Here is a 22,180-nt window from a genome sequence, read left to right on the forward strand (position 1 = left end):
TCAATTGCACATGAATTGCGCACAGCGAAAATTTTGCACGGTTTAGTTTCGCATCGGCCCCATCAGAGCGTCATTTCGCTTGTAGCGGGCAACGAAGCGGACTACCGGAAGGTGGAATTGTACCGCAGAAAGGGGCACTGCTTGGCTGCACGTAAACCTCAGGGAGAAGCGAAGTCTTCCAGCCCCGCCAACGACAGTACACGCGGCGTGGCACGTGCGAATGAGCCGGTGCAGACGCTGGCCGAAACGGTGGCCGGTCGCATTCGCGAACAGGTCATTTCCGGCAGGCTCACACCCGGCAGCCATCTCTCGGAACTCACCCTCAGCGAAGAATTGCAGGTATCACGCAATACGCTCCGTGAAGTGTTCCGCATCCTTACCAAGGAGGGCTTGCTGCGCCACGAGGCCAATCGTGGTGTTTTCGTCTCGACGCCCGGCATGTCATCCATAATCGACATTTATCGTATCCGGCGGCTGATCGAATGTCCGGCATTGGCGCAGGCGCATCCCAGCCACCCGGGGGCGAAGAAAATGCGCTCGGCTGTCGAGTCAGCGCACCGCTGTCGGGATGTCAGAGACTGGCTTGGCGTCGGCAGCGCCGATATCGCATTCCATGCCGCAATCGTCGAGTTGGCCGACAGTCCTCGTCTATCCGCCTTTTTCGGGCAGGTCTCGCTAGAACTGAGGCTCATTTTCGGCCTGTTGAAGGACCCCGAGTTTTTGCATGGCCGATACATCGACCAGAATCTGAGCATTCTTATCCAACTGGAGAGTGGCGATTCCGCTGCTGCTGCAGCCACCCTCGAAGCCTACCTGAATCAGGCTGAACGGTTCATTCTTGGGGCATATGGGCGAATCTCCGACTAGGAGACTCCATTCGTAACGTGTCCTTGTTGCCAGCAAGCAATTGACGCAACGTTCGTGATCGCTGAGGAGCCATTGGCAGAAAAACTCCCAATTATATTGCCATCACGAATAAACATGATAAACGCTCTCATATTAAACCATGGAACTTCTGCTAAGCATGGCGGCTGAACGCTGTCATAGATAGCTGGTTACAATGAAATGCTTCGACACAATGGTTTGCCAAACGCGCAAGCCATCCTTTCTCCAAAGAACGGAGGGTTTCTGGCGTTGACCTACCGGCATTCCATGACCTGCTATACCGAAGGCATCCGCGCCACTGCACCGGTGAAATGGCGTGGCCTCGATGGCTTGATGGGCGTGTACTGGGATGCGGAAGGTCAGTCCGGGGCCAAGGCCTACTACCTATCCCCTGACCCGCGTATCGTAATCTTTTTCAATGATGTCTCCCCTCACATCCGGATGTCAAACCGTGATGGAGAGCTGGGACGTCATGATCGTCCGATGACGCGTGCCATCTATGTGCCCGCCGGGGTTCCCCTATGGACCAGCTTCATGTCCTCGCATCGGTTTTCGCATTTGGATATCCATCTGCATAAGGATCGACTTCTGAGGTATCTAGCCCCTTCAGTGGGAACATCGTTTGCGCTCGCAGCATTGCGCCGACCCGTGGAAATTCAGGACATCAGGGCAATCGAAGCGCTTGCCAGCCTGCTGGTGAACGAAGTTTCAAACCCGACCAAGCACGCAGTATATGCCGAAAGCCTTGTGGGCTGTATCGTCGCCGGCCTTCTGGAGATACCCGAACAAGGCAATGAACAAACCAATGGCAGGTTGACACAGGCGCAGATGAACAGGCTGATCTCGCGCTTCAATGAGTGCTCCGATTGCCGGCTGACTGTCGCCGAGATGGCTACCACCGTCGGCTTGTCGGAAAGCTGGTTCGCCAATGTCTTCAAACAGACAACCGGCAAGACACCGCTACAATGGCAACTTGGACGGCGCGTCGAGCTTGCACAGAAATTGTTGGCGGAGAGCGAGTTGACTGTCGCCGACATCGCCGCACAGCTCGGTTTTTCCGACCAGGCGCACCTGACCAAGGCATTTCGCCAGATTGCCGGGGAAACACCTGCCGCATGGCGGCGCATGCGGCAAGCGGGCTGACTTTGTGATGTCCCACCCGCTCGGACGCGGGTGGGACAAATGCATTACCAGGTCTGGCGCAGCGACGCGTAGATCGCCCGGCCCGGATTGTAGTAGTACGCACCGCCGTCATCATTGGCGATATGCTTCTCGTCGAACACGTTGCTGACGTTAAGCTGGAACGTCGTGTTCTCCTGGATCTGGTAGGTGTAGGCCGCATCGACGACGATGGCGCCGTCCGATTTCCGGGTATTATCGTTGTCGAAATAGTACGAACCAATATAGCGAGCGCCCAACCCGAAGGTCATGTCGCCACGTGCGCCTTCGCCTTCCAGTGTATAAGTGCCCCACACAGAAGCCATCTGCTCCGGAACCTGTGCAAAGCTCTTGCCATCGAAGGATCCACCTCTCTCGACGATCTCGGAGTCGATGTAGGAGTAGGCTGCAATCACGTTGATATTGTTCGTCAACTCCATCTTAGCCTCGAGGTCGAGGCCGCGATGCCGGATCTTGTCGACGGTCGCCGGCAGGTAAGTGGGAGCTTCGTAGGTGGTAATATTCTCCATCGTCAGGTCGTAGAGGGAAGCGGTGAACAGTGCAGGGAATGCGTCCGGCTGATACTTGATCCCGACTTCATACTGCTTGCCAGTCGTCGGCTCGGTCCCCACACTGGGTGGCGCGGCAGATTCGGCGTAACTGGCATAGGCTGCGAGTTCGTCGGTAATCTTGTAGCTCAGTCCGAAGCGTTTGGTAAATTCGCTGAGATCGGCTTCACCACCATACGGCCCGGTATAGAGACTGGTGCCGTCTTCCTTGAGATCGAGCCAGTCATTGCGTAGGCCAACGCTCGCTGTCAGCTTGTCGAAGAAGGTCAGGTCCTGCTGCAGGTAGACTGCCTTGGTCTTCTGGTCATTTCTTCTGCTGTCATAAGGCGGAAGGAATCCCGGCCCACCGGAATAAACCGGATTCTGCCAGTCGATCGGAAGTGCAGGGCCATAAAAGCTGTCACCCTCCGACTTGAACTTGTTATATTCGACACCGGCAAGCGTGCGGCTTTCCACGTCGTTGACATGTGTCTCGTAAAGCAGATGCGCATCGACGATGAACTGTTCGGAGGATTTGTCGCTACCGAAGAAGGAGCGGTCCACGGTGCCCGCAGGGTTGTCGGCACCCAGGGCATCAAAGATGTATGCGTAGCCGAATCCGGTGTCGGACTTGCTGTAGCGTGCACCGGAATTGAAGGTCAGGCCATTCCCGAAATCATGGTCGAACATGACACTGTATGTGTTCCTGTTCGTCGTATCGTAGTTATAGCCCGGCTCCCCGAAGAAGCGATCCCTGTCGAAATTCGTACCCCGGGGATGACCGCCGCCACTGGGCGTGCCATCCCTGTCCAGATGATCGAAAATGAGGGAGAGGCTGGTCGCGTCGGTGGGTCGCCAAGTCAGGCCGCCCATGATGAAATTTTCATCATCCTGGGAATGATCGTATTCTGCGTCTGACCGCTGGAATTTGCCGGTCAGACGGTACGAGAGCGTGTCATCTTCCGTGATGTTGTCGCCGAAATCGAACCCTGTCTCCTTGTGCGCGAACGAGCCGCCCGTGGCGTAAACCTCGCCGAAACGCTCGCTCTTCGGGGTCTTGGTAACATAGTTCACCGCCCCGCCGGGATCGGAAACCCCAAAGCCCGTGGAATTGGCTCCCTTCAGCACCTCGATGCGCTCGAAAGCATAGGGCTCCTCCCGGATCCCGCTCCAGGTTCTGCCGATCACCAGGCCGTCGCGATATGTAAAGGGAGTGAAACCGCGGATCTTGAAATAGTCGAAACGGTCATCCGAACCGTAATAGTCGGTGACGACACCGGCGGTATATTGGACGACCTGCTCGATGCTGTCCGCGCCGCGCTCCTTGATTTCCTTCGACGTGATGACAGAGACCGACGCGGGCGTTGTCAGAATGTCCCCTGGCATCTTGCCGACCCCAGTGGTCTGCGTCGCAACAATCGAGCGTGAGTCGTTGTCGGTGCCTGTTCCGGTGCTCTCGATGGTAATCGTCTCGAGGACCGTCTCGTTCCCAGAATTTTGAGCTTCTTGTGCTCGCAGATGCGTCGACCCCAAGGCGACAAGTGCCGTGCAACCCAGAAGTACGGCATTCCGATAGCGAATGAGGGCTCGCCTCTTGTTGCCGCCTGTTGTTTCGATTTCCATGATCACTTTCCGGACTAATGTTGCTCTTGCGGTCAGCCGGCACACGCACGCATGTCGACAAGTTTCGTTGGAGACATGATCCGCTGCATCCCGCACGCTCATGCGCAGAGGTTTCCCTCTTCCATGGCCGGCACCCGAACTAGCGTAAAATACCCCTGCAATGCCCACTAACTTGAGCGGCTTTATCCAGTATTGTAGATTTCCCGGTTTTTGTAGGAATCTACGGAAACTTCGCCCCGCTTGTGCGGAAGGTGTTGGCGTCAGAGTTGACGGCGCCTAATGAACCTGAAAGTGAAAGTCCACTTAAAACATGATGGAGAGTTCGCCCATGCTGCGGATCTTTCGCTTTTCCTTACCGGTCGCCGCTACGTGCCTGTCGTTGGTCGTATTCGGTCACGCATGGGCTGGCGGAGGCACCGGCTATCCGCTCACCATCAAACATGCACTGGGCACGACAACCATTGCTGAAAAGCCCGAACGGGTCGCCACAGTGGCCTGGGCAAACCATGAAGTTCCACTGGCCCTTGGCATTGTGCCCGTTGGTTTTGCCGCTGCCAATTTCGGTGATGATGACGGTGACGGGATGTTGCCCTGGGTAGCGGAAAAACTGACAGAGCTCGGCGCCGAGAAACCCGTCCTCTTCGATGAGGGAGACGGGATCGACTTCGAGGCAGTCGCCGCAACTGATCCCGATGTGATCCTGGCATCCTATTCCGGCCTGACACAGGCCGAGTACGACACGCTGAGCCAGATTGCTCCGGTCATTGCCTATCCCGAATCTGCCTGGGCAACCGATTGGCGCGACATGATCCGCTTCAACAGCGCGGGGTTGGGCATGGCAGCGGAGGGTGACGCGTTGATTGCCCGGATCGACGGCGAAATAGCTCAAACCGTCGCCCAGCATCCCCAGCTCGAAGGAAAGTCGGCGATGTTCATCACGCATCTCGACACCACGAACCTGAGCATCGTCAACTTCTATACGGCCAACGATACCCGCGTGAAATTCTTCAAGGACCTTGGACTGACTGCGCCGAAAAGCGTCTCGGAGGCAACAAAGCCCGGCCAGTTCTCGGGATCAATCAGCGCCGAGCGAATCGACGCTTTCGACGACGTGGACATCGTCGTGACCTATGGCAGCAGCGCGCTCCTTGAGGCGATGGATGCCGACCCGTTGATGTCCCGAATGCCTGCCGTTGCCAATAATGCGACCGTCATGCTGGGCAGCGACCCACTGGGAACCGCAGCTAATCCGACGCCGCTGTCGATCTCCTGGGTCCTCAAGGACTATGTGGACCTGCTGGCGCGGGCTGCGCAAAAATCCGAATGACAGCAGAGAGCGTCACCTCACTCGGGCGGGCGAGCTTCGCCGAAAGGTCCAACCGCATCCGAACCATCTGGCTGGTGGCTGTGGTTGCAGCCCTTGTCATGTTCTGCGCCCTTTCGGTGGCGATCGGCACGCGCGAAGTCGGCTGGCCTGAGATCGTCGCAGCACTTGGTGGACGAGTGGACAGCGTGGATCAGGCCGCCGTTGCGGCGCGTATTCCACGCACGATATTGGCCTTGCTTGCCGGAGCAGCGCTTGGACTTTCTGGCGCAATCATGCAGGGCGTGACGCGGAACCCACTGGCTGATCCAGGTATTCTGGGCGTCAACATGGGTGCTTCCCTTGCCGTTGTCGTCGGGGTCGCATGGTTCAATATCGTATCCGCGCAAGCCTATATCTGGGTGGCCATCCTGGGTGCCGCGGCGTCCGCGATCTTTGTCTATACAATCGGCTCGCTGGGTCGCGGCGGTGCGACACCTCTGAAGCTCGCTCTGGCGGGAACAGCCACATCCGTCGCGTTTTCCTCCCTGGTGATCGCTGTCGTGTTGTCACGAAACGACATTTCCGGCGGCATACGGTCGTGGCAGGTGGGCGGGGTTGGCGGCGCAACGTTCGATCGAATGTCCCATGTTCTGCCGTTTCTTGCCGCTGGCTTCGCGATCAGCCTGTTCTCAGCCAGAAAGCTGAACTCACTGGCCTTGGGGGACGACATGGCCGCCGGCCTGGGCGAGCGCGTCGCGCTGGCGCGGGCAATCGCGGCCCTTGGCGCAATCCTTTTGTGTGGCGCCATCACCGCGATCTGCGGGCCTATAGGCTTTGTCGGGTTGATCGTGCCTCATCTGTGCCGCTTGCTCGTGGGGGTCGATCACCGCTGGCTCCTGCCATTTTCCGCACTGATCGGAGCAGGCCTGCTCCTGGCTGCCGATGTCGTCGGACGCATCATTGCCCGCCCGAGCGAGCTGGATGTCGGGATCGTCACCGCCTTTATCGGTGCGCCGTTCTTCATCTGGATCGTCAGACGCCAACGGGTTCGCGAATTGTGACGATGGCAGCCCTCCCCGTAGAGACAATTACCGATGGTCGTCGTCGCCGCGAGCGGCGGCGCTTTCTGATGATCGTTCTGGCTGCCACATTTCTCGCGGCGATGTTTGCTGTGACGTTGATGTGGGGGCAATCCTTCACGCCGCCCGGCGACGTTGGCCGGGTGCTTTTGGGACAGGATGTAGCCGGGGCGTCTTTCACCGTGGGGCAATTGCGGCTACCGCGGGCCGTGCTGGCAGTCCTGGCAGGATTGAGCTTCGGATTGGCCGGTGCATCCTTCCAGATTATGCTGCGCAACCCCCTCGCAAGCCCCGATATCATCGGCATCAGCTCCGGCGCCAGTGCGGCTGCCGTCTTTGCGATCGTCGTCCTGCAGCTTGATGGGCCCCTGGTCTCGATCTTTGCGGTCGTCGCCGGGCTGGGCGTGGCGATGCTGATTTACGGGCTTTCGTTCAGGAACGGCGTCGCAGGGACACGGCTCATCCTTGTCGGCATCGGCGTATCAGCCATGATGGACAGCTTCATCGCCTATACGCTGTCACGCGCCGCGGCATGGGATTTGCAGGAGGCGATGCGGTGGTTGACGGGCAGCGTCAACGGCGTGCAGCTGGCTCAATCATTCCCACTTCTGCTGGCACTTGTCTTCTTCGGCGGTTTACTGCTGACCCGCGCCCGTGATCTGGAGGCATTGCGACTGGGTGACGACGCCGCCGCAGCGCTTGGCACCGATGTCGGACGCACGCGCATCGTCGTCATCGTCGCCGCCGTTGCCATGATCGCGATCGCAACTGCGGTGACGGGACCTATTTCCTTTGTCGCATTCCTGTCTGCACCCATTGCTGCTCGCATCGTCGGCACGAATGGATCGCTGCTGATACCATCCGCGCTCGTCGGTGCCGTACTCGTCCTTGCCGGCGATTATTGCGGGCAATTCCTGCTGCCAAGCCGTTACCCGGTAGGCGTGGTGACCGGCGCATTGGGCGCTCCCTACCTGATTTATCTGATTGTACGCGTCAACCGGACCGGAGGCTCTCTGTGACCACCCATTCCCTGACCGTCGAGAAGCTTGCTGCCGGGTACGGCGATACCTTGATCCTGGATGGGCTTGATCTCGATGTGCCCCCCGGCAAGATCACCGCCATCGTCGGTGCCAACGCGTGCGGGAAGTCCACGCTGTTACGCACCATGTCGCGACTATTGTCGCCACGAAGCGGCCAAGTGCTCCTCGACGGCAAATCCATCCATCGCATCCCTCCTCGGCAACTGGCGAAGATCCTCGGATTACTGCCCCAGTCACCGATCGCTCCCGAGGGGATTACCGTGGCCGACCTTGTCAGTCGCGGCCGGCATCCCCATCACGGAATGCTGTCCCTTTGGACACGACGGGATGACGAGGCCGTCGCAGCCGCGTTGGAGGCGACAAAGACATTCGATCTTGCGGAAAAACCGGTGGACGAGCTGTCTGGCGGCCAGCGCCAACGTGTCTGGATCGCGATGGCGCTGGCGCAGCAGACCGACCTTCTGCTGCTGGACGAGCCCACGACCTTTCTGGATATAAACCATCAGGTCGAGGTGCTGGATCTTCTGACCGATCTCAACCAAGCGCGCGGCACGACGATCGTCATGGTGCTACACGACCTGAACCTTGCTGCACGTTACGCGGATCACCTTGTCACAATGGCAGAAGGCCGCCTCCATGCATCGGGAAAGCCCGGAGACGTGCTCACAGTCGAAAATGTGCGCGATGTGTTCGGCCTCGAAAGCCGCATCATCGCCGACCCGACGTCCGGCAGACCGATCATGCTACCGATAGGTCGGCACCGGATGATATCGGAACAAGGCTCGCCGATCTCATGACCGGCACAATAATCATGCCCACATGCACCACAAACAACCAGAAGGAGGAGCGCCCATGAACGGAGTTCAGGAATTCAAACTCTCCGGCACAGCGCTGCCGACGGATGCAGGAAGTATGCTCGACGAGATCTGCGAGCACTTCATCGAACATTCAGATGTTCATCGTGACGGAGACCTGGTGTTACTGAAGAGCGAGATCGGGATCGCTGGCATTCGTCGCCAGTCAGATCAGCTCTTGATCGAACTCACCTGCCCAACGGAAGAAGCACTTCAGCTAACCCGCAACATCATTGCCGAACATCTGTTCTACTTCGCTGGCGAGGAACCGTTCGAATTGAACTGGTCCGATCCCACTCGGCGGGCTTCTCTGCCGAACATCCATCACGTCACTGTGGTGTCTGCCGAGGACGTGACACCGCTGATGCGACGGGTGAAATTTGCCTGTTCCGACATCACACCCTTTGTCGGCGGCGACATGCACGTTCGCCTGCTCGTCCCCCCGAAGGGCAGGCCTCCCGTCTGGCCGGGACTGCGCGAGGATGGGCGTACCGACTGGCCGGAAGGTGAGGACGAACTTCTGGTGCGCGTCTACACCATCCGCTCGGTCGACGTCGAACGCCGGGAATTATGGATCGATTTCCTTCAGCACCCGGCACCCGGCGTCCACACTCCAGGAGCTGATTTTGCCAGGGATACGCAACCCGGAGAGAAGGTGGCGCTTCTCGGACCGGGAGGCGGCGACCATCCACTGGCAAAGTCCATTCTTCTGGCCGGAGACGAGAGTGCCCTTCCCGCCATTGCGCGCATTGCGGCCCAAGTACCAGTGGGCACCCGAATGCAAGCGATCATCGAGGTCCTTGATGAGGCCGAAGAACAGGCTCTTCCATCCGCCGGTTCGCTCGAAATTCGCTGGCTGCACCGAAAGAACTATCCAGCCGGGGCGAAGGGCGCTTTGGTTGAAGCCATCAAGAATGCGATAACCTCAGTCGACAGCGAAACCTTCGTCTGGGTCGCCTGTGAAAAGGAGGACGTGCGTTCCATCCGCTCCTTCCTGAAGACGCGCGGGCATGAGCGGAAGCGGATGTACGCCGCCTGGTATTGGGAACACGAGGGCACCCAGCTCACGTAAAGGTTAGCCCTCCGATCCGATATGGACGGTGATCACAGCAATCTGTCCTGATTGACGCCGGCCAAGCGTACTTGGCCCGCGTCCTAGCCCATAGGACAGGCGAGCTGCCGTGCAAGTGAGCGGCGCGGGCTTTTGACGCGTCAACGAACTCGCGTAACCTTTTAAGTTCCCGTGCGTTAAGCCGGCATGACGCATTCTCTGATTGAGCCACCGCCCCGGATCGAAGCCCTCTGGACAATCCAACGTGGCGCCTCACCCGTCGTCTCCACCGCAATTCACGAAGGACATCTTGTTCGCCCAGAACTGCTGGAATTATATGCGCTTTCATCCGACGAACGGCTTCGCGAAGAAGATCCTTTCACGGAATTTACAACGCGCGATGTTCCCAACCGGATCGTTTTTCATCGGTCACGGTTCGAAGTCGACATCAACCGGGCGCGCGACGGTGCGATATACCTCACGCCCGAGCAAGCCTGGGGTCTGAACGTCTGGAAAGATCGGCTGTCATCGCATCACGCCGAGACCTCCCTTCAGGTCCATGACGACTATTACGATATGCTGGACGCCTTTTTGAAGGGTATCGAGCACCGATATGGCCGGTTCATCGTGCTTGATGTACACAGCTATAATCATCGCCGGGCGGGACCTTCAGCCGCGCCGACGGAGCAGGCCAAGGCGCCGGACATCAATATCGGCACGTCCTCCATGGATCGCGCCCGCTGGTCTTACGTTCTTGACGCCTTCATCAATCATCTTCGATCTTTTGAAATCAACGGACAACCACTCGACGTTCAGGAGAACGTCGCCTTCCAAGGCAAGGGTGAACAGACCCGTTTCATCCATGAACGCTTCCCGGCTTCCGGCTGCGCCATTGCTGTCGAATTCAAGAAGTTCTTCATGGACGAGTGGACGGGCGAGCCGGACCTCGGGATCCTCAAAAAGCTTCGGGGAATCGTCGCCTCCTCGGTTCCCGTGCTGGAGCGAGCATTGGAGGCAGGCCGATGACCAAAACACAGCCGGTCAGCCAGCAGGACGAAGAGGATTGGCTGGATGACCTCTCGGCGTGTGTCCGGGAGGGAAAGTCCATACGCCGCGAGCTGCCCGACGGCGGACGCCTGCATATTGACCGGCCCCTGCCGTTCCTGTGCGTTCACATTGCGAAGGATGGGGCCGAGCCGACCGCTCGCGACATTGCTCAGGCCAACGCCTCATACCTGGTCGCACCTCAGGTGGATACCGCAATTGCCGTGATCAATGCCATCGCCAGCATTCTGGAGGAGCGCTTCGGCGCCTTCATGCTCTTTGACATCGGCGAGCTATCACAGGACAGGTTTCTCACCGCGGATGCTCCTTTTCTGCCACCATTCGACGTATCGATCTGGTCGAGCGCCGACGCGATTGCAGCGGCCGACGCGTTCTCGACAGCGGTCAGAGACAGTGAGGCGCGCTTTCGCACACCGCGCGTTGAAAAGACAGATGCTGCTCCCTCCAGCGGTGACAAGCAGCTTGCCAGAGAGCTCGGCTGCTCGGCACTGGCGGTGAGATTTGCGCCTGTCTATCGGCAACCCGGATCCGACGAGATATATCCGGAGCTGCGAGATCAGCTCGTAGCCATGCTCGTCGATGCGGGCCTGCAGGCTTTCTCCTCGTTCATCGAGATGCATCAGATTTTCCGTCTGACGACACACAGAGCGTTGGGTCGCAAGGCATTTGTCGATGCGGTCTCCAAAGTGGACCGCAGTATCGACGATATCGCGTCGACATTCGATTTTCTGCTGGCGGTCACGCCGATCAACGCAGAGGCCGCGTTTGAAGCCTTCAGGAGCGGTGCCGCCAAGGAGCATCCGATCTTTCTTTATCGCCCGCTCGCGTTGCAGGTTGAAGCTGTCAAACGAAAGCTGTTCTCGATCTCCTTCGACCATCTTGAAGACCCCGTCCTGTACCAACTCTATCGCGAGAAGCAGCAGGAGCTCGATCTGCAGCTATCGCTGCTATCCTCACGTCAGGGTTCCAAATTCGTCGAGTTTAGCCGGGCACTCTATGGACCTGTCGAGCCGGCACTTCTCCGCGAGGCCAAGACGATCCTCGGCACGTTGGTCGATAGTGAACCAGGTGGTGATAAGGATAAGGATACGGGTGCGGAAGACAGGATTGCCGACTGCTTTCTGGTTGAACACCGCGCCAGGGCGATGATTGCCGCCTATCATCGACAACTAGAGGATTTCGAGGTCTCGATCGAGCTCCGTGACGACCTGCCCTCCGGCCTGTTGGTGTCCGGCCATCGTCTGCTGATAGCCCGCAGCACGCTCATGGATGTGCACCGTATTGAACCTCTTCTTTCGCATGAAATCGGGGTTCATCTTCTCACCTATTTCAATGGCTCCGCCCAAGGATTGCGGCTTTTCCGCTCGGGCCTTGCCGGCTACGAGGGAATGCAGGAAGGGATTGCCGTCTTCGCCGAATACCTCGCGGGCGGAATGACGCCCGAGCGGCTTAAGCTGATTGCCGGACGTGTGGTCGGCTGCGCCTCTATGCTGGACGGCGCGACATTTGCCGAGACCTACGCGACGATGGTCGACGACTATGATTTCTCGGAACCGGCTGCCTTCAATCTGGTGCTGCGGCTTTACCGCGGCGGAGGTCTTGCCAAAGACGCCATCTATCTGCGTGGCCTGCTCGCCCTTCTGGATCACCTGGAGAAAGGCGGCGCCCTGGAGCCCTTCTGGATGGGGAAGATTTCCGCATCACATTTCAGTGTCATGCAGGAACTTGCTGACCGAGGGCTTCTTCGCCGCCCAGCAGTCCAACCCATGTTTCTCGATACCGCAGAAGGACGCCAGCGGCTTGAGCGGGCCAGAAGCGGCATGCGTCCACTTGATATGATTCAACGACAGGAGTTTTGAATGCGAATTGCCTTTTTTGTGAACTCGATCGAGGGCGAAGCTGGGACTTACACGACGACCTCCCTGGCAATCGCCGCTATGGCTCGTGGCCATGAGGTCTGTTACGTGACCCCTGGAGACTTCGTCCTGCGGCCGGACAACAGCCTGTTGATACGCGCGACAACATCCAAGAGCTCAAAACCTAGAAAAGCGGACGCATTCATCTCTGCACTACAAGGCGACCAGGCGGATATCCAGACCATCGATATCAGCGAAGTCGATGTGCTCTTCCTCCGAAACGACCCTTCCGAAGACGCCGACGAGAGGCCATGGGCGGCGCATGCCGGCGCCATCTTTGGGCGATTGGCCGCAGAGCGCGGCGTTCTCACAGTGAACGACCCCGATGGGTTGGCGCGCGCACAGAACAAGCTCTATTTTCAGGGTTTTCCAGAAGCGGTGCGCCCCGTCACATTGATCTCAAAAAGCATCGAGGAAATTCGCGCCTTCATCGACGAACAGAAGCAGGGCGTCATCCTCAAGCCCTTACAGGGATCAGGTGGCAGAAACGTATTCAAGATTGCCTCGAGCAAGGAAGCCAACCTTAACCAGATCTTCGAGGCGGTCAGCGGTGAAGGCTATCTGATTGCACAAGGCTATCTGCCGGACGCTACCGCGGGAGACATTCGGCTCTTCCTGATGAATGGCAGGCCCCTGCAACGCGACGGTGCCTACGCCGCCTTCCGGCGCGTGCCGGCGAAGGGCGAAGTACGCTCCAACATGAACGCTGCGGGCACTGCGGCGGCCGTCGAAATCACACCCAAGATCCTCGCGGTTGCCGATATGGTTCGGCCAAAACTGATCGAAGACGGCATGTTTCTGGTCGGACTCGACATCGTCGGCGACAAAGTCCTCGAAATCAATGTGTTCACGCCCGGAGGCCTACCCAATATAGCCGAACTCCACGGTGTCGACCTGGCCCCCGATGTCATCGCGGCACTGGAACAGAAGGTAGAAATGCAAAAGAACTACGCGGGCCAGCTCTCAAATCGGACGTTGGCGACGCTGTAGGCGAGGAAAGCTGATCAGGCATCCGGAAGCTCTGGAATAGACGCTGAACATTGCGGGCGCCAGGCGCCGCTTGGGCAGTTGGTCGGGCCGTCACACCGGAAACTGCCGTAGGCTCGCCGTTGCATCAGGTGCCGGCCTCGATCCCCACATTACGGAGAGAGCTATCCGCTACAAGGCCGAGCGGATTGCGCAGGCCTGTAACGCTCCAATTGACCATGTCGAGCAGGTTATCGAACGCAGCGTGTTGACGCTGGACAACGTCGTGGCGAACTGAGAGGTACGAAGCAGTGTCGGTGGCCCATGGTGATGCGCTGCCGATATCGGAGGGTCAGGATCGGTGGTCAACGATATGCACAGTGGCAAAGAACGTCGCCCGTCACCTGAAGCACTGCTTGAGCGAGCGGACCGGGAGGCACGCGGCAAGCTCAAAATTTTCCTCGGCGCAGCTCCAGGCGTGGGGAAAACATACGAAATGCTGTTGTCGGCGAGGGCAATGCAGGCCGACGGTGTCGATGTTGTCGTCGGTGTCATCGAAACGCATGGCCGGCCGGAAACCGAAGCGTTGATACAAGGCCTTGAGATCGTTCCGCGTCGGTCCACTGATTACAAGGGACAGGTCCTTGACGAGATGGACCTGGACGCCCTCATCGAGCGCCGTCCCGCTTTGGCGCTCGTTGATGAACTCGCGCATACCAATGCCCCCGGTAGCCGGCATCCGAAGCGCTATCTGGACGCGCTTGAACTTCTCGCCCAAGGCATAGACGTCTATACGACGCTTAACATTCAACACGTCGAAAGCCTCAACGACGTTGTGGCGCAAATCACGCGCATTCGGGTCAAGGAGACCGTCCCTGACTCTGTTATTGATCGGGCCGACGATATTGAGATCGTCGACATCACGCCACAAGATCTGATCAGGCGATTGCAGGACGGTAAGGTCTACGTCCCCAGGACAGCGCAGCGCGCGATCGAGAACTACTTTTCTGCGGGAAATCTCACGGCGTTGCGAGAGCTGGCCTTGCGTCGTACCGCGCAACGGGTCGACGAACAGCTTTTAAATCACATGCAGGCACACGCGATCTCCGGGCCTTGGGCAGCGGGCGAGCGTATCCTTGTATGTCTTGATCATGGAAGAAATGGTGCAGCACTGGTCCGCTACGCCCGCCGGCAGGCTGATCGGCTTCGCGCCCCGTGGGCGGCCCTGCATTTGGAGGCCGCTTCAGCAGCCAACCTGCCGGAGAAAGACAAGGACCGACTAGCCGCGTGCATGCGGCTGGCGGAGCAATTGGGGGCAGACACCGTAACGCTCCCGGCTTCCAGCATTGCGCGCGAGATCATCGCTTACGCAAATGCCAACAACTTCAATCACCTCATCATCGGAAAGTCGAACAAGCCCCGATGGCGCGAGGTCTGGGAAGGGTCGATCACGCACGATCTTATCCGGCACTCCGGAACGATCAGTATTCACGTCATGTCGGGCGGTGAGGAGGAAATTGTCTCACCCGGTGTTCGCTCAGCCACGCCACGCAAACGTCCCGGATTCAAGCACTACATTGCGAGTACTGTCTTCATGTCCTTGGCTGTGGCCATAGGCGCCCTTCTCGACAGAACGCTCGATGTTCGCAACCTCGCCTTGGTGTTCCTGATGGGTGTCATGGCGTCTGCCGTAAAGGGCGGCCTTGGTCCCGGCCTATATGCCTCTCTCTTCGGTGCGGTTACCTTCAGCTTCTTCTTCCTCGAGCCACGCTACACGCTTTCGGTGCGGGACCCCGAAAGCGTCATCGCTCTTCTCTTTTTTCTGGGGACGGCACTCATTGCCAGTAATCTGACAGCGGCTGTGCAGCGTCAGGCCACAGCGGCACGGCAGCGTGCCCGCACGGCAGAAGACCTCTACCTCTTCTCGAAGAAGCTAGCCGGAACCGGCACCCTCGACGATGTTCTCTGGGCCACCGCGTATCAGATCGCGTCCATGCTCAAGTTGCGGGTCGTCATCCTTCTTCAGGAAGACGGAACACTCAGCGTCAGGGCCGGCTATCCGCCGGACGACACTCTGGTGGACGCCGATATTGCTGCCGCCAAATGGGCATGGGAGCACAATCGGCCCGCCGGCCGAGCGGCCGACACCCTGCCCGGAGCCAAGCGGCTTTATCTGCCGTTGAGAACAGGACGTGGCGCAATCGGAGTGGTTGGTCTCGACAATGACAAGCAGGGTCCCTTGCTAACCCCTGAGCAGCAACGGCTATTCGATGCGCTGTCGGACCAGGCGGCGCTCGCGATCGAGCGTATCCATCTCGTGGCGGATGTGGACAACGCCAAGCTTGCCGCTGAAACTGACCGTTTGAGGACCGCGCTGCTGACGTCCATCTCCCATGACCTCAAGACGCCCCTGGCGGGAATTCTGGGGTCCGCCGGAACGTTGAAGGATTTTTGGGGAAAGTTGTCCGAAACGTCACGAGAGGATTTGCTGTCGACAGTCATTGAGGAATCCGAGCGTCTAAACCGTTTCATCGGCAACCTCCTGGATATGACGCGAATAGGTGCCGGAGCGTTGGAACCGAACTATGCGCTTCACTACCTCGGAGACATCGTGGGGTCGGCGCTCGCCCGCGCCACCAAGATCACCGGCGCTCACAAGATTGAAGTGGCGATAACGCCCGACCTGCCCATGCTTCGAATCGATCCGGTATTGTTCGAGCAAGCCGTCTTTAACCTTCTGGACAATGCCGCGAAATATTCGCCAGAGGGCTCCAGGATCGAAATCAGGGGGTGGGCTGACGATACCGGTATCGTCCTGCGTATCCTTGACGAAGGCCCGGGGATACCACCGGGAGACGCGGAGCGGATATTCGACAGCTTCTATCGCGTCAGGAAAATCGATTACGTGACGGCGGGGACCGGCCTCGGCCTGTCGATCTGCCGAGGCTTCATTGAAGCAATGGGTGGCCGCATCCTTGCAGAGAACCGGCCGGATCGACCCGGAGCGATGTTCACCATCACGCTGCCGAAAACGAATTCACCTCAAGGAAACCCAGAATGAGCCAGGCAGCTGTGAAAATACTCGTTGTCGATGACGAACCTCCGATCCGCAAGCTTCTGGACGTCGGCCTTTCTTCACAGGACTTTGTGGTGGTCGGCGCATCGAATGCCAAGGTAGCCATGCAAATGCTTGCCGTGGAGAACCCCGATCTCATTTTGCTCGACCTCGGACTGCCGGATATGAACGGGCATGAGTTGTTGGCCAAATGGCGCGCCGAGGGTACTTCCGTACCGATCGTCATTCTCTCCAGTCGCACAGACGAGGCAGGCATAGTCAAAGCGCTGGAACTGGGTGCGGATGACTACATGACGAAGCCGTTCGGGATGAATGAGCTGGTCGCACGCATTCGCGTCGCTCTTCGTCATCGCCTCCAGACACAAGGTGAAAAGCCTATTTTTCAGACCGGAGAGCTGCTCGTTGATCTTGTCAGACGGATCGTCAAGATCAAGGGAGAGGAAATAAAACTCACTCCCAAGGAGTACGACATCCTGAGACTGCTCGTTCAACACTCTGGGCGGGTGCTAACCCATCGCTTTCTGCTGGACAACGTTTGGGGAGAAATCACCGATGTCCAGTATCTGAGAGTATACGTCCGTCAGTTGAGGCAAAAGATCGAGGAAAGCCCAGACCTTCCCCGTTATATCCTCACGGAGACCGGCGTCGGATACCGGCTGGCCGAGGCGGACTGACGCAACCGCCTGACTTTCTTCGGAGCTGGCGCTGGCTGGCGTTTTCTCGGCCCGATCAGCGACGCCAAGCGCTCGGGAGTTCGCTTCAGGCTCAATCCGCGAAGAAGGCGCGGTTTTCGTCGGCAAGCTTCGGCAATGACGTCAATATCTCGCGAAGATGAAGGTGCATGGCGGCTTCTGCGTCTGCCGGCGATCCTGCCTCGATGGCATCGACAATCTTCGCATGCTGGTCGATGATAACGACCAAGGGGGTCGCCTGCGGCAGCGACAGATAGCGGACGCGATCCATCTGGGCCTTCAGGCTGTCCAGAACCCGCCAGGCATCATCACATCCAACGCTTCCCGCAATCGCCTGATGATAGCCTTCATCCAGGCGCAGGAATCCGGAGTGATCACCTTTAGCAGCAGCTATGCGCTGCTGTTCGATCACATCCCGAAGCTGTGCAATGCTTTCGGGCGAAGCTTGCAGTGCCGCTTTACGCACGACCGCAACCTCTATGGCCTCACGCAGGAACTGAGCGTTCTCGACCTCGTGCTTCGAGATCAGGCGCACAAAGGTTCCGCGCTGCGGACGAATTTCCACCAGTCCCGCCTCACCTAATTTGATGAAAGCTTCCCGGACCGGCTGGCGCGAGACACCAAGTTGGCCAGCAATTTCTGCCTCGGAGAGTGTGTCACCCGGGCGCAGATGCAACTGCACTATGGCGTTCCGCAACACCTGGTAGACCCGGCCACCCACACTGATCTGCCGGGCAAGCATCGCGTCTGTCGGTAATGTCGTGAGCTTGAAGTTCGCTGCCATATTGACTCCTCTATACTACCATACTAGTCTTGCAAAGAGGCTGGAGGGCCGTATTGGTTTTTGGGAGGATTATCCATGAATTTCATCTCGCTTTCTTCGCTCGCCGCTGTTGCGGTCAGCACCATCGCTTTTTCATCACCGGCACTGTCGGCAGATTACACGCTTAGCATCAATACCGCGCTGACGGCTTCAGATCCCCTCTACAAGGGACTTGAAGCCTTCCGCGACAATGTCGCCACAGCATCCAAAGGCGCAGTCGAGGTCAAGCTGTTTCCGAACTCGCAGCTTGGCGCCGATGAGGACGTCCTTGAACAGGCACGCGCCGGTGCTCCGGTGGCGGTCATCGTTGATGGCGGGCGCCTGGCTGCATTCGTGAACGAGTTCGGCGTGCTCGGCGCGCCCTATCTTGCATCTGGTTATGACGGCATCCGCAAGGTCGTCGTCTCGGCCAAGTTCGAGGAATGGGTCAAAAAGCTGCACGACGCGTCAGGTCACCAGGTCCTGTCATTCAATTGGTGGCAGGGCGAGCGACACTTGTGGACCAACAAGGAAGTCAACGTGCCTGCCGATCTCTCGGGTAATCGCATGAGAACCCCCGGCGCACCGGTCTGGGTGGAAACCGTCTCAGCAATGGGCGCCGTGCCAACACCGATGCCATTTGCCGAGGTCTATTCTGCACTCGAGCAGCGAGTCATAGATTCCGTCGAAGCTCAGCTGCCAGCAGGCTTGGGAGCCAATCTTCCCGAAGTGACCAAGGTGTTGACCAAGACGGGTCACATCAACCTCATAACCGGCCTGGTCACCTCTGGCCCCTGGTTCGATAGCTTGCCCGCCGAATTGCAGACTATGCTGCGGGATGAAGCGCTCAAGGCCGGCGACATCGCATCCTACGGAACGCAGGATTCCTTGACGAAGATCGAGGCCGATCTTGTCGCTGCCGGGATGACCGTCAACAATGTTGACCTGGCACCCTTCCAGGAAGCCACCGCAGGTGTCTACGACAAGCTAGGCTACAGCGCCTTGCGCGACGAACTGCAGGCCATCACCAGCAAGTAAAGTCATGACGCGGGCCCATAGTGGGCCCGCCACATCGGGGACACTATGTTCAAGCGTTTGGTTCAACTTGAGCTGGCGATCTGCGTCGCTCTGCTCGGCGGCATCACCGGCCTCGTCTTCATCGCCGCCATCATGCGTTTCTTTGGCCACCCGCTCATCTGGTCGGTGGACATGGCGCAGCTGCTCTTCATCTGGCTTTGCTTCATTGGCTCGAACAAGGCAATGCGGGAGAAGTCGCATCTCGGTATGGAGGTGCTCGTATCGCGTCTCGGGTACCAGCGCCGCTTCTGGCTTGAAGTCGCGTGCGCCATTGTCATTATCGCCTTCCTGGCCGTTCTCGCCGTCGAGGGGTGGAACCTCACCTGGCTGAACCGCGAGCGGACCTTCGGTGACAGTACCCTTTCCTATTCCTGGGTTACGGTTGCCGTGCCGGTCGGCTGCCTGATGTTGGGCTCCACCCTGGTCTACAACATGGTGCGAGCTTTCCGTGGGCGGCAACAGGAGCTGCTGATCTATAACCGCACGCAGGCGGAAATCGAAGCCTCTGCGCCAACGCTGGAGCTTTGATCATGCTGTTGATTACGATTATCTTCGTCGTCCTGATGGTCGTCGGCATGCCTGTCGCCTTTGCGACGGGCATAGCAGGCTTCATCTTCTTCATGACAACCGCCGGCATGCCGATGTCGATCGGCGTGCAGAAGATCGCATCTATGAGCCAGAGTTTTCCGCTGCTGGCCGTTCCATTCTTCGTGCTTGCGGGTCACCTGATGAACGCGAGCGGCATCACTTCGCGCCTGCTCAAGGTGGCGCTTATTTCTGTCGGCTGGATGTCGGGTGGGCTCGCGCAGGTGGCGATTGTGCTCTCGACGCTGATGGGCGGCGTTTCTGGTTCCGCCGTGGCTGATGCGGCCATGGAAGCACGTATCCTCGGCCCCACAATGGTAGCCAAGGGCTACGGCAAAGGCTTTTCGGCCGCAGCAATCGCCGTCGGTTCCCTCATCACTGCCACGATCCCGCCGTCGATCGGCCTGATCCTTTACGGCTTCGTCGGCAACGTCTCGATCGGCCGGCTGTTTCTGGCCGGCATCATACCAGGCTTCCTGATGATGGCAGTCCTGATGCTGACCACCTACCTGATCGCCAAAAAGCGGAAATATGTGGTTGCCGACAGCACGCGTCCAACGTTGCGGGCCCTTGGGACTGCATGCTGGGAGGCGAAATGGGCATTGCTGTTTCCCGTCGCGCTCGTTCTGGCAATCCGCGGCGGCTTGTTTACACCTTCCGAGGTGGGCTCGGCCGCTGTCGTCTATGCTCTGGTCATCGGCTTCCTTGCCCATCGCGAACTGACCCTCGAAGAGGTTTGGAAGAGCTTTGGGCAGGCGACGTCAGACGTCGGGTTGATCATGCTCATTATCTTGATGAGCGGCATGGTGGGCTATGCCACCATCTACATGCAGGTTCCTCAGGAGCTTGCAGGCTGGATGCTGGCCGGAATAACTGATCCCAACATGATCGTACTGGTCATTCTGGTATTCCTGCTGATCGCAGGCCTTGCACTCGATAGTACCGTCATGGTCTTGCTGCTGACCCCGATCTTCGTGCCGATTATCGTGCAGGTGGGGATGGACCCTGTTCATTTCGGCATCCTGATGATGTCGATCGTCACTCTGGGCGGCATGACATGGCCGAGTGGATCGGCCATGTTCGCGGTATGCTCGCTGATGAACGTATCGATTGAGGAATACTCCATCGAGTCGATCCCCTTCATCGCGGCAATTGTCGCCCTCATCGCCGCGCTGCTCTTCATGCCCGGCCTGGTGTTGTGGCTTCCAAATCTAGCCTTTGGTTGAGGTGTCAGCATGAGACAGACATGGCGGTGGTTCGGGCCTGTGGACAAGGTCACGATTGCAGACGCACATCAGGCAGGTGCCGAGGGTATCGTCTCCGCACTGCACCACGTTCCGTATGGCGATGTCTGGACGGAACATGAAATCGCACGGCGCCAGAGGGAGATCGCCACTGACGCCTGCGGGCAGCCGACAACGCTTGCCTGGGAAGTCGTCGAGAGCCTGCCTGTGTCCGAGGAAATTAAAACCCAGACTGGCCGATGGCGCGAGCACATCGCCAACTATGTCACGTCGATGGAAAACCTGGCAGAGGCCGGAATCAAGGTAATCTGCTATAATTTCATGCCCGTCCTGGATTGGACAAGGACAGATCTTGCCTGGCGCCTGCCGCACGGCGGCACGACAATGCGTTTCGATCTGGTTGATTTCGTCGCATACGATCTTCTCATCCTGAAGCGGCACGATGCCGCTTCGGATTACACCACGGACATATGCCGACAGGCACGAGAACGCTTTGCCGAAATGACGGACGAACGACGCCTGCAGTTGTCGCGCAATGTCAACGCGGGGTTGCCGGGAGCAGCCCAGCAGCCGTCCCTTGATAACCTGAAGCAACAACTCGCCCGGTATAGCGAGATCAATGCAGATCAGTTGCGCCGACACTTGATAGATTTCCTGGAGCAGGTCGTGCCACATGCGGAGCGCCTGGGGCTGAGGCTATGCTGCCATCCTGATGATCCGCCATTCCCGCTGCTGGGCCTTCCGCGGATCATGTCGACCGAAGCGGATTATAAAACGCTGCTTGATGCCGTTCCGAGCCTTTCCCATGGAGTGACGTTCTGCACGGGCTCCTTAGGGGCCAGGGCGGACAATGATCTGCCGGGAATGATTGGTCGGCTCGGGCCGTGGATCCACTTCGCACATCTTCGCAACGTCAAGCGGGAAACGGACGGTCTCCCTTGCTCCTTCTTTGAGGATGAGCACCTTAAGGGAGATACCGACATGGTCGCCGTAATGGCCGCCCTGTTGCGCGAGGAACGCCGCCGCCGCGCTGAGGGACGCGCCGACGCCGTCATTCCGTTCCGCCCAGACCACGGGCAGGATATCCTCAATGATCTGGACCGAGGCGCACAACCCGGGTACCCGGCGATCGGTCGATTAAAGGGCTTGGCAGAACTGCGGGGTGTAGCCGCGGGATTGCTGTTTCAAGCCGGCGAACGACCATAAGCTGCAC

Annotated in this window: 19 protein-coding genes; 17 read left to right on the top strand and 2 right to left on the bottom strand. The window is 58.6% G+C overall.

The features are described from left to right. Positions 1-207: 207 nt before the first annotated feature. A complete protein-coding gene (locus tag LH464_RS18000; RefSeq protein WP_226787849.1) occupies positions 208-867 on the top strand; it encodes a GntR family transcriptional regulator in 660 nt (219 codons plus the stop codon). Between the two features lie 267 nt (positions 868-1,134). Continuing rightward, entirely contained in the window at positions 1,135-2,028 is an 894-nt protein-coding gene (locus LH464_RS18005; RefSeq protein ID WP_226787790.1) for a helix-turn-helix domain-containing protein, read from the top strand. 44 nt (positions 2,029-2,072) lie between these two features. Here the strand turns inward: LH464_RS18005 and LH464_RS18010 are convergent, their stop codons facing one another. Next, positions 2,073-4,214, bottom strand: a complete 2,142-nt coding sequence (locus tag LH464_RS18010; RefSeq protein ID WP_226787791.1) for a TonB-dependent siderophore receptor — start codon at positions 4,212-4,214, stop codon at positions 2,073-2,075. A 328-nt stretch (positions 4,215-4,542) separates the two neighbouring features. On the opposite strand from LH464_RS18010, the gene LH464_RS18015 reads away from it, so the two are divergent. The 11 genes from LH464_RS18015 (at position 4,543) to LH464_RS18065 (ending at position 17,241) form a co-directional block, all read left to right on the top strand. Beyond that, positions 4,543-5,541 (top strand): iron-siderophore ABC transporter substrate-binding protein, encoded by a 999-nt coding sequence (locus LH464_RS18015; RefSeq protein ID WP_226787792.1) that lies wholly within the window; start codon positions 4,543-4,545, stop codon positions 5,539-5,541. Continuing rightward, entirely contained in the window at positions 5,538-6,581 is a 1,044-nt protein-coding gene (locus LH464_RS18020) for a FecCD family ABC transporter permease (RefSeq protein WP_226787793.1), read from the top strand. Before LH464_RS18015 ends, LH464_RS18020 begins: the two co-directional genes overlap by 4 nt. 2 nt (positions 6,582-6,583) lie before the next feature. Then, positions 6,584-7,618: a FecCD family ABC transporter permease gene (locus tag LH464_RS18025; RefSeq protein ID WP_226787794.1), complete on the top strand. Its 1,035-nt coding sequence runs from the start codon at positions 6,584-6,586 to the stop codon at positions 7,616-7,618. Beyond that, positions 7,615-8,436 (top strand): ABC transporter ATP-binding protein, encoded by an 822-nt coding sequence (locus LH464_RS18030; protein WP_226787795.1) that lies wholly within the window; start codon positions 7,615-7,617, stop codon positions 8,434-8,436. The genes LH464_RS18025 and LH464_RS18030 overlap by 4 nt, the downstream gene beginning before the upstream one ends. Before the next feature lie 55 nt (positions 8,437-8,491). Then, positions 8,492-9,565 carry a DUF2218 domain-containing protein gene (locus LH464_RS18035; RefSeq protein ID WP_226787796.1) on the top strand — a complete coding sequence of 358 codons (1,074 nt, stop codon included), beginning with the start codon at positions 8,492-8,494 and terminating at the stop codon, positions 9,563-9,565. A 186-nt stretch (positions 9,566-9,751) separates the two neighbouring features. Further along, the gene (locus LH464_RS18040; protein ID WP_226787797.1) at positions 9,752-10,570 is read left to right on the top strand and encodes an N-formylglutamate amidohydrolase; all 819 of its coding nucleotides are present in this window, start codon (positions 9,752-9,754) and stop codon (positions 10,568-10,570) included. Further along, entirely contained in the window at positions 10,567-12,468 is a 1,902-nt protein-coding gene (locus LH464_RS18045; protein ID WP_226787798.1) for a flavohemoglobin expression-modulating QEGLA motif protein, read from the top strand. The genes LH464_RS18040 and LH464_RS18045 overlap by 4 nt, the downstream gene beginning before the upstream one ends. Continuing rightward, positions 12,469-13,515 (top strand): glutathione synthase, encoded by a 1,047-nt coding sequence (locus LH464_RS18050; RefSeq protein ID WP_226787799.1) that lies wholly within the window; start codon positions 12,469-12,471, stop codon positions 13,513-13,515. It abuts the gene before it with no gap. 70 nt (positions 13,516-13,585) lie between these two features. Next, complete coding sequence (locus LH464_RS18055) at positions 13,586-13,789, top strand: potassium-transporting ATPase subunit C (RefSeq protein WP_226787800.1); 204 nt, start codon at positions 13,586-13,588, stop codon at positions 13,787-13,789. A gap of 75 nt (positions 13,790-13,864) precedes the next feature. Further along, positions 13,865-16,552 carry a sensor histidine kinase gene (locus LH464_RS18060; RefSeq protein ID WP_226787801.1) on the top strand — a complete coding sequence of 896 codons (2,688 nt, stop codon included), beginning with the start codon at positions 13,865-13,867 and terminating at the stop codon, positions 16,550-16,552. After that, positions 16,549-17,241, top strand: a complete 693-nt coding sequence (locus LH464_RS18065; RefSeq protein ID WP_226787802.1) for a response regulator transcription factor — start codon at positions 16,549-16,551, stop codon at positions 17,239-17,241. The genes LH464_RS18060 and LH464_RS18065 overlap by 4 nt, the downstream gene beginning before the upstream one ends. 91 nt (positions 17,242-17,332) lie before the next feature. On the opposite strand, the gene LH464_RS18070 is transcribed toward LH464_RS18065, so the two are convergent. After that, positions 17,333-18,043, bottom strand: coding sequence for a GntR family transcriptional regulator (locus LH464_RS18070; RefSeq protein ID WP_226787803.1), 711 nt, complete (start codon positions 18,041-18,043; stop codon positions 17,333-17,335). A 75-nt stretch (positions 18,044-18,118) separates the two neighbouring features. Here LH464_RS18070 and LH464_RS18075 point away from each other — a divergent pair, with 75 nt between their 5' ends. From LH464_RS18075 to uxuA, 4 genes are read left to right on the top strand one after another with little or no spacing between them, the layout of a single operon-like run. Then, positions 18,119-19,099 (top strand): C4-dicarboxylate TRAP transporter substrate-binding protein, encoded by a 981-nt coding sequence (locus tag LH464_RS18075; protein WP_226787804.1) that lies wholly within the window; start codon positions 18,119-18,121, stop codon positions 19,097-19,099. Positions 19,100-19,144: 45 nt separating this feature from the next. Next, entirely contained in the window at positions 19,145-19,666 is a 522-nt protein-coding gene (locus LH464_RS18080) for a TRAP transporter small permease (RefSeq protein ID WP_226787805.1), read from the top strand. 2 nt (positions 19,667-19,668) lie between these two features. Further along, on the top strand, positions 19,669-20,949 hold the full coding sequence (locus LH464_RS18085) for a TRAP transporter large permease (protein ID WP_226787806.1): 1,281 nt from the start codon (positions 19,669-19,671) through the stop codon (positions 20,947-20,949). A 9-nt stretch (positions 20,950-20,958) separates the two neighbouring features. Further along, complete coding sequence (gene uxuA, locus LH464_RS18090; RefSeq protein ID WP_226787807.1) at positions 20,959-22,173, top strand: mannonate dehydratase; 1,215 nt, start codon at positions 20,959-20,961, stop codon at positions 22,171-22,173. Positions 22,174-22,180 lie beyond the last annotated feature (7 nt).

The organism is Pseudorhizobium xiangyangii (assembly GCF_020531965.1).
Lineage (GTDB): Bacteria > Pseudomonadota > Alphaproteobacteria > Rhizobiales > Rhizobiaceae > Neorhizobium > Neorhizobium xiangyangii.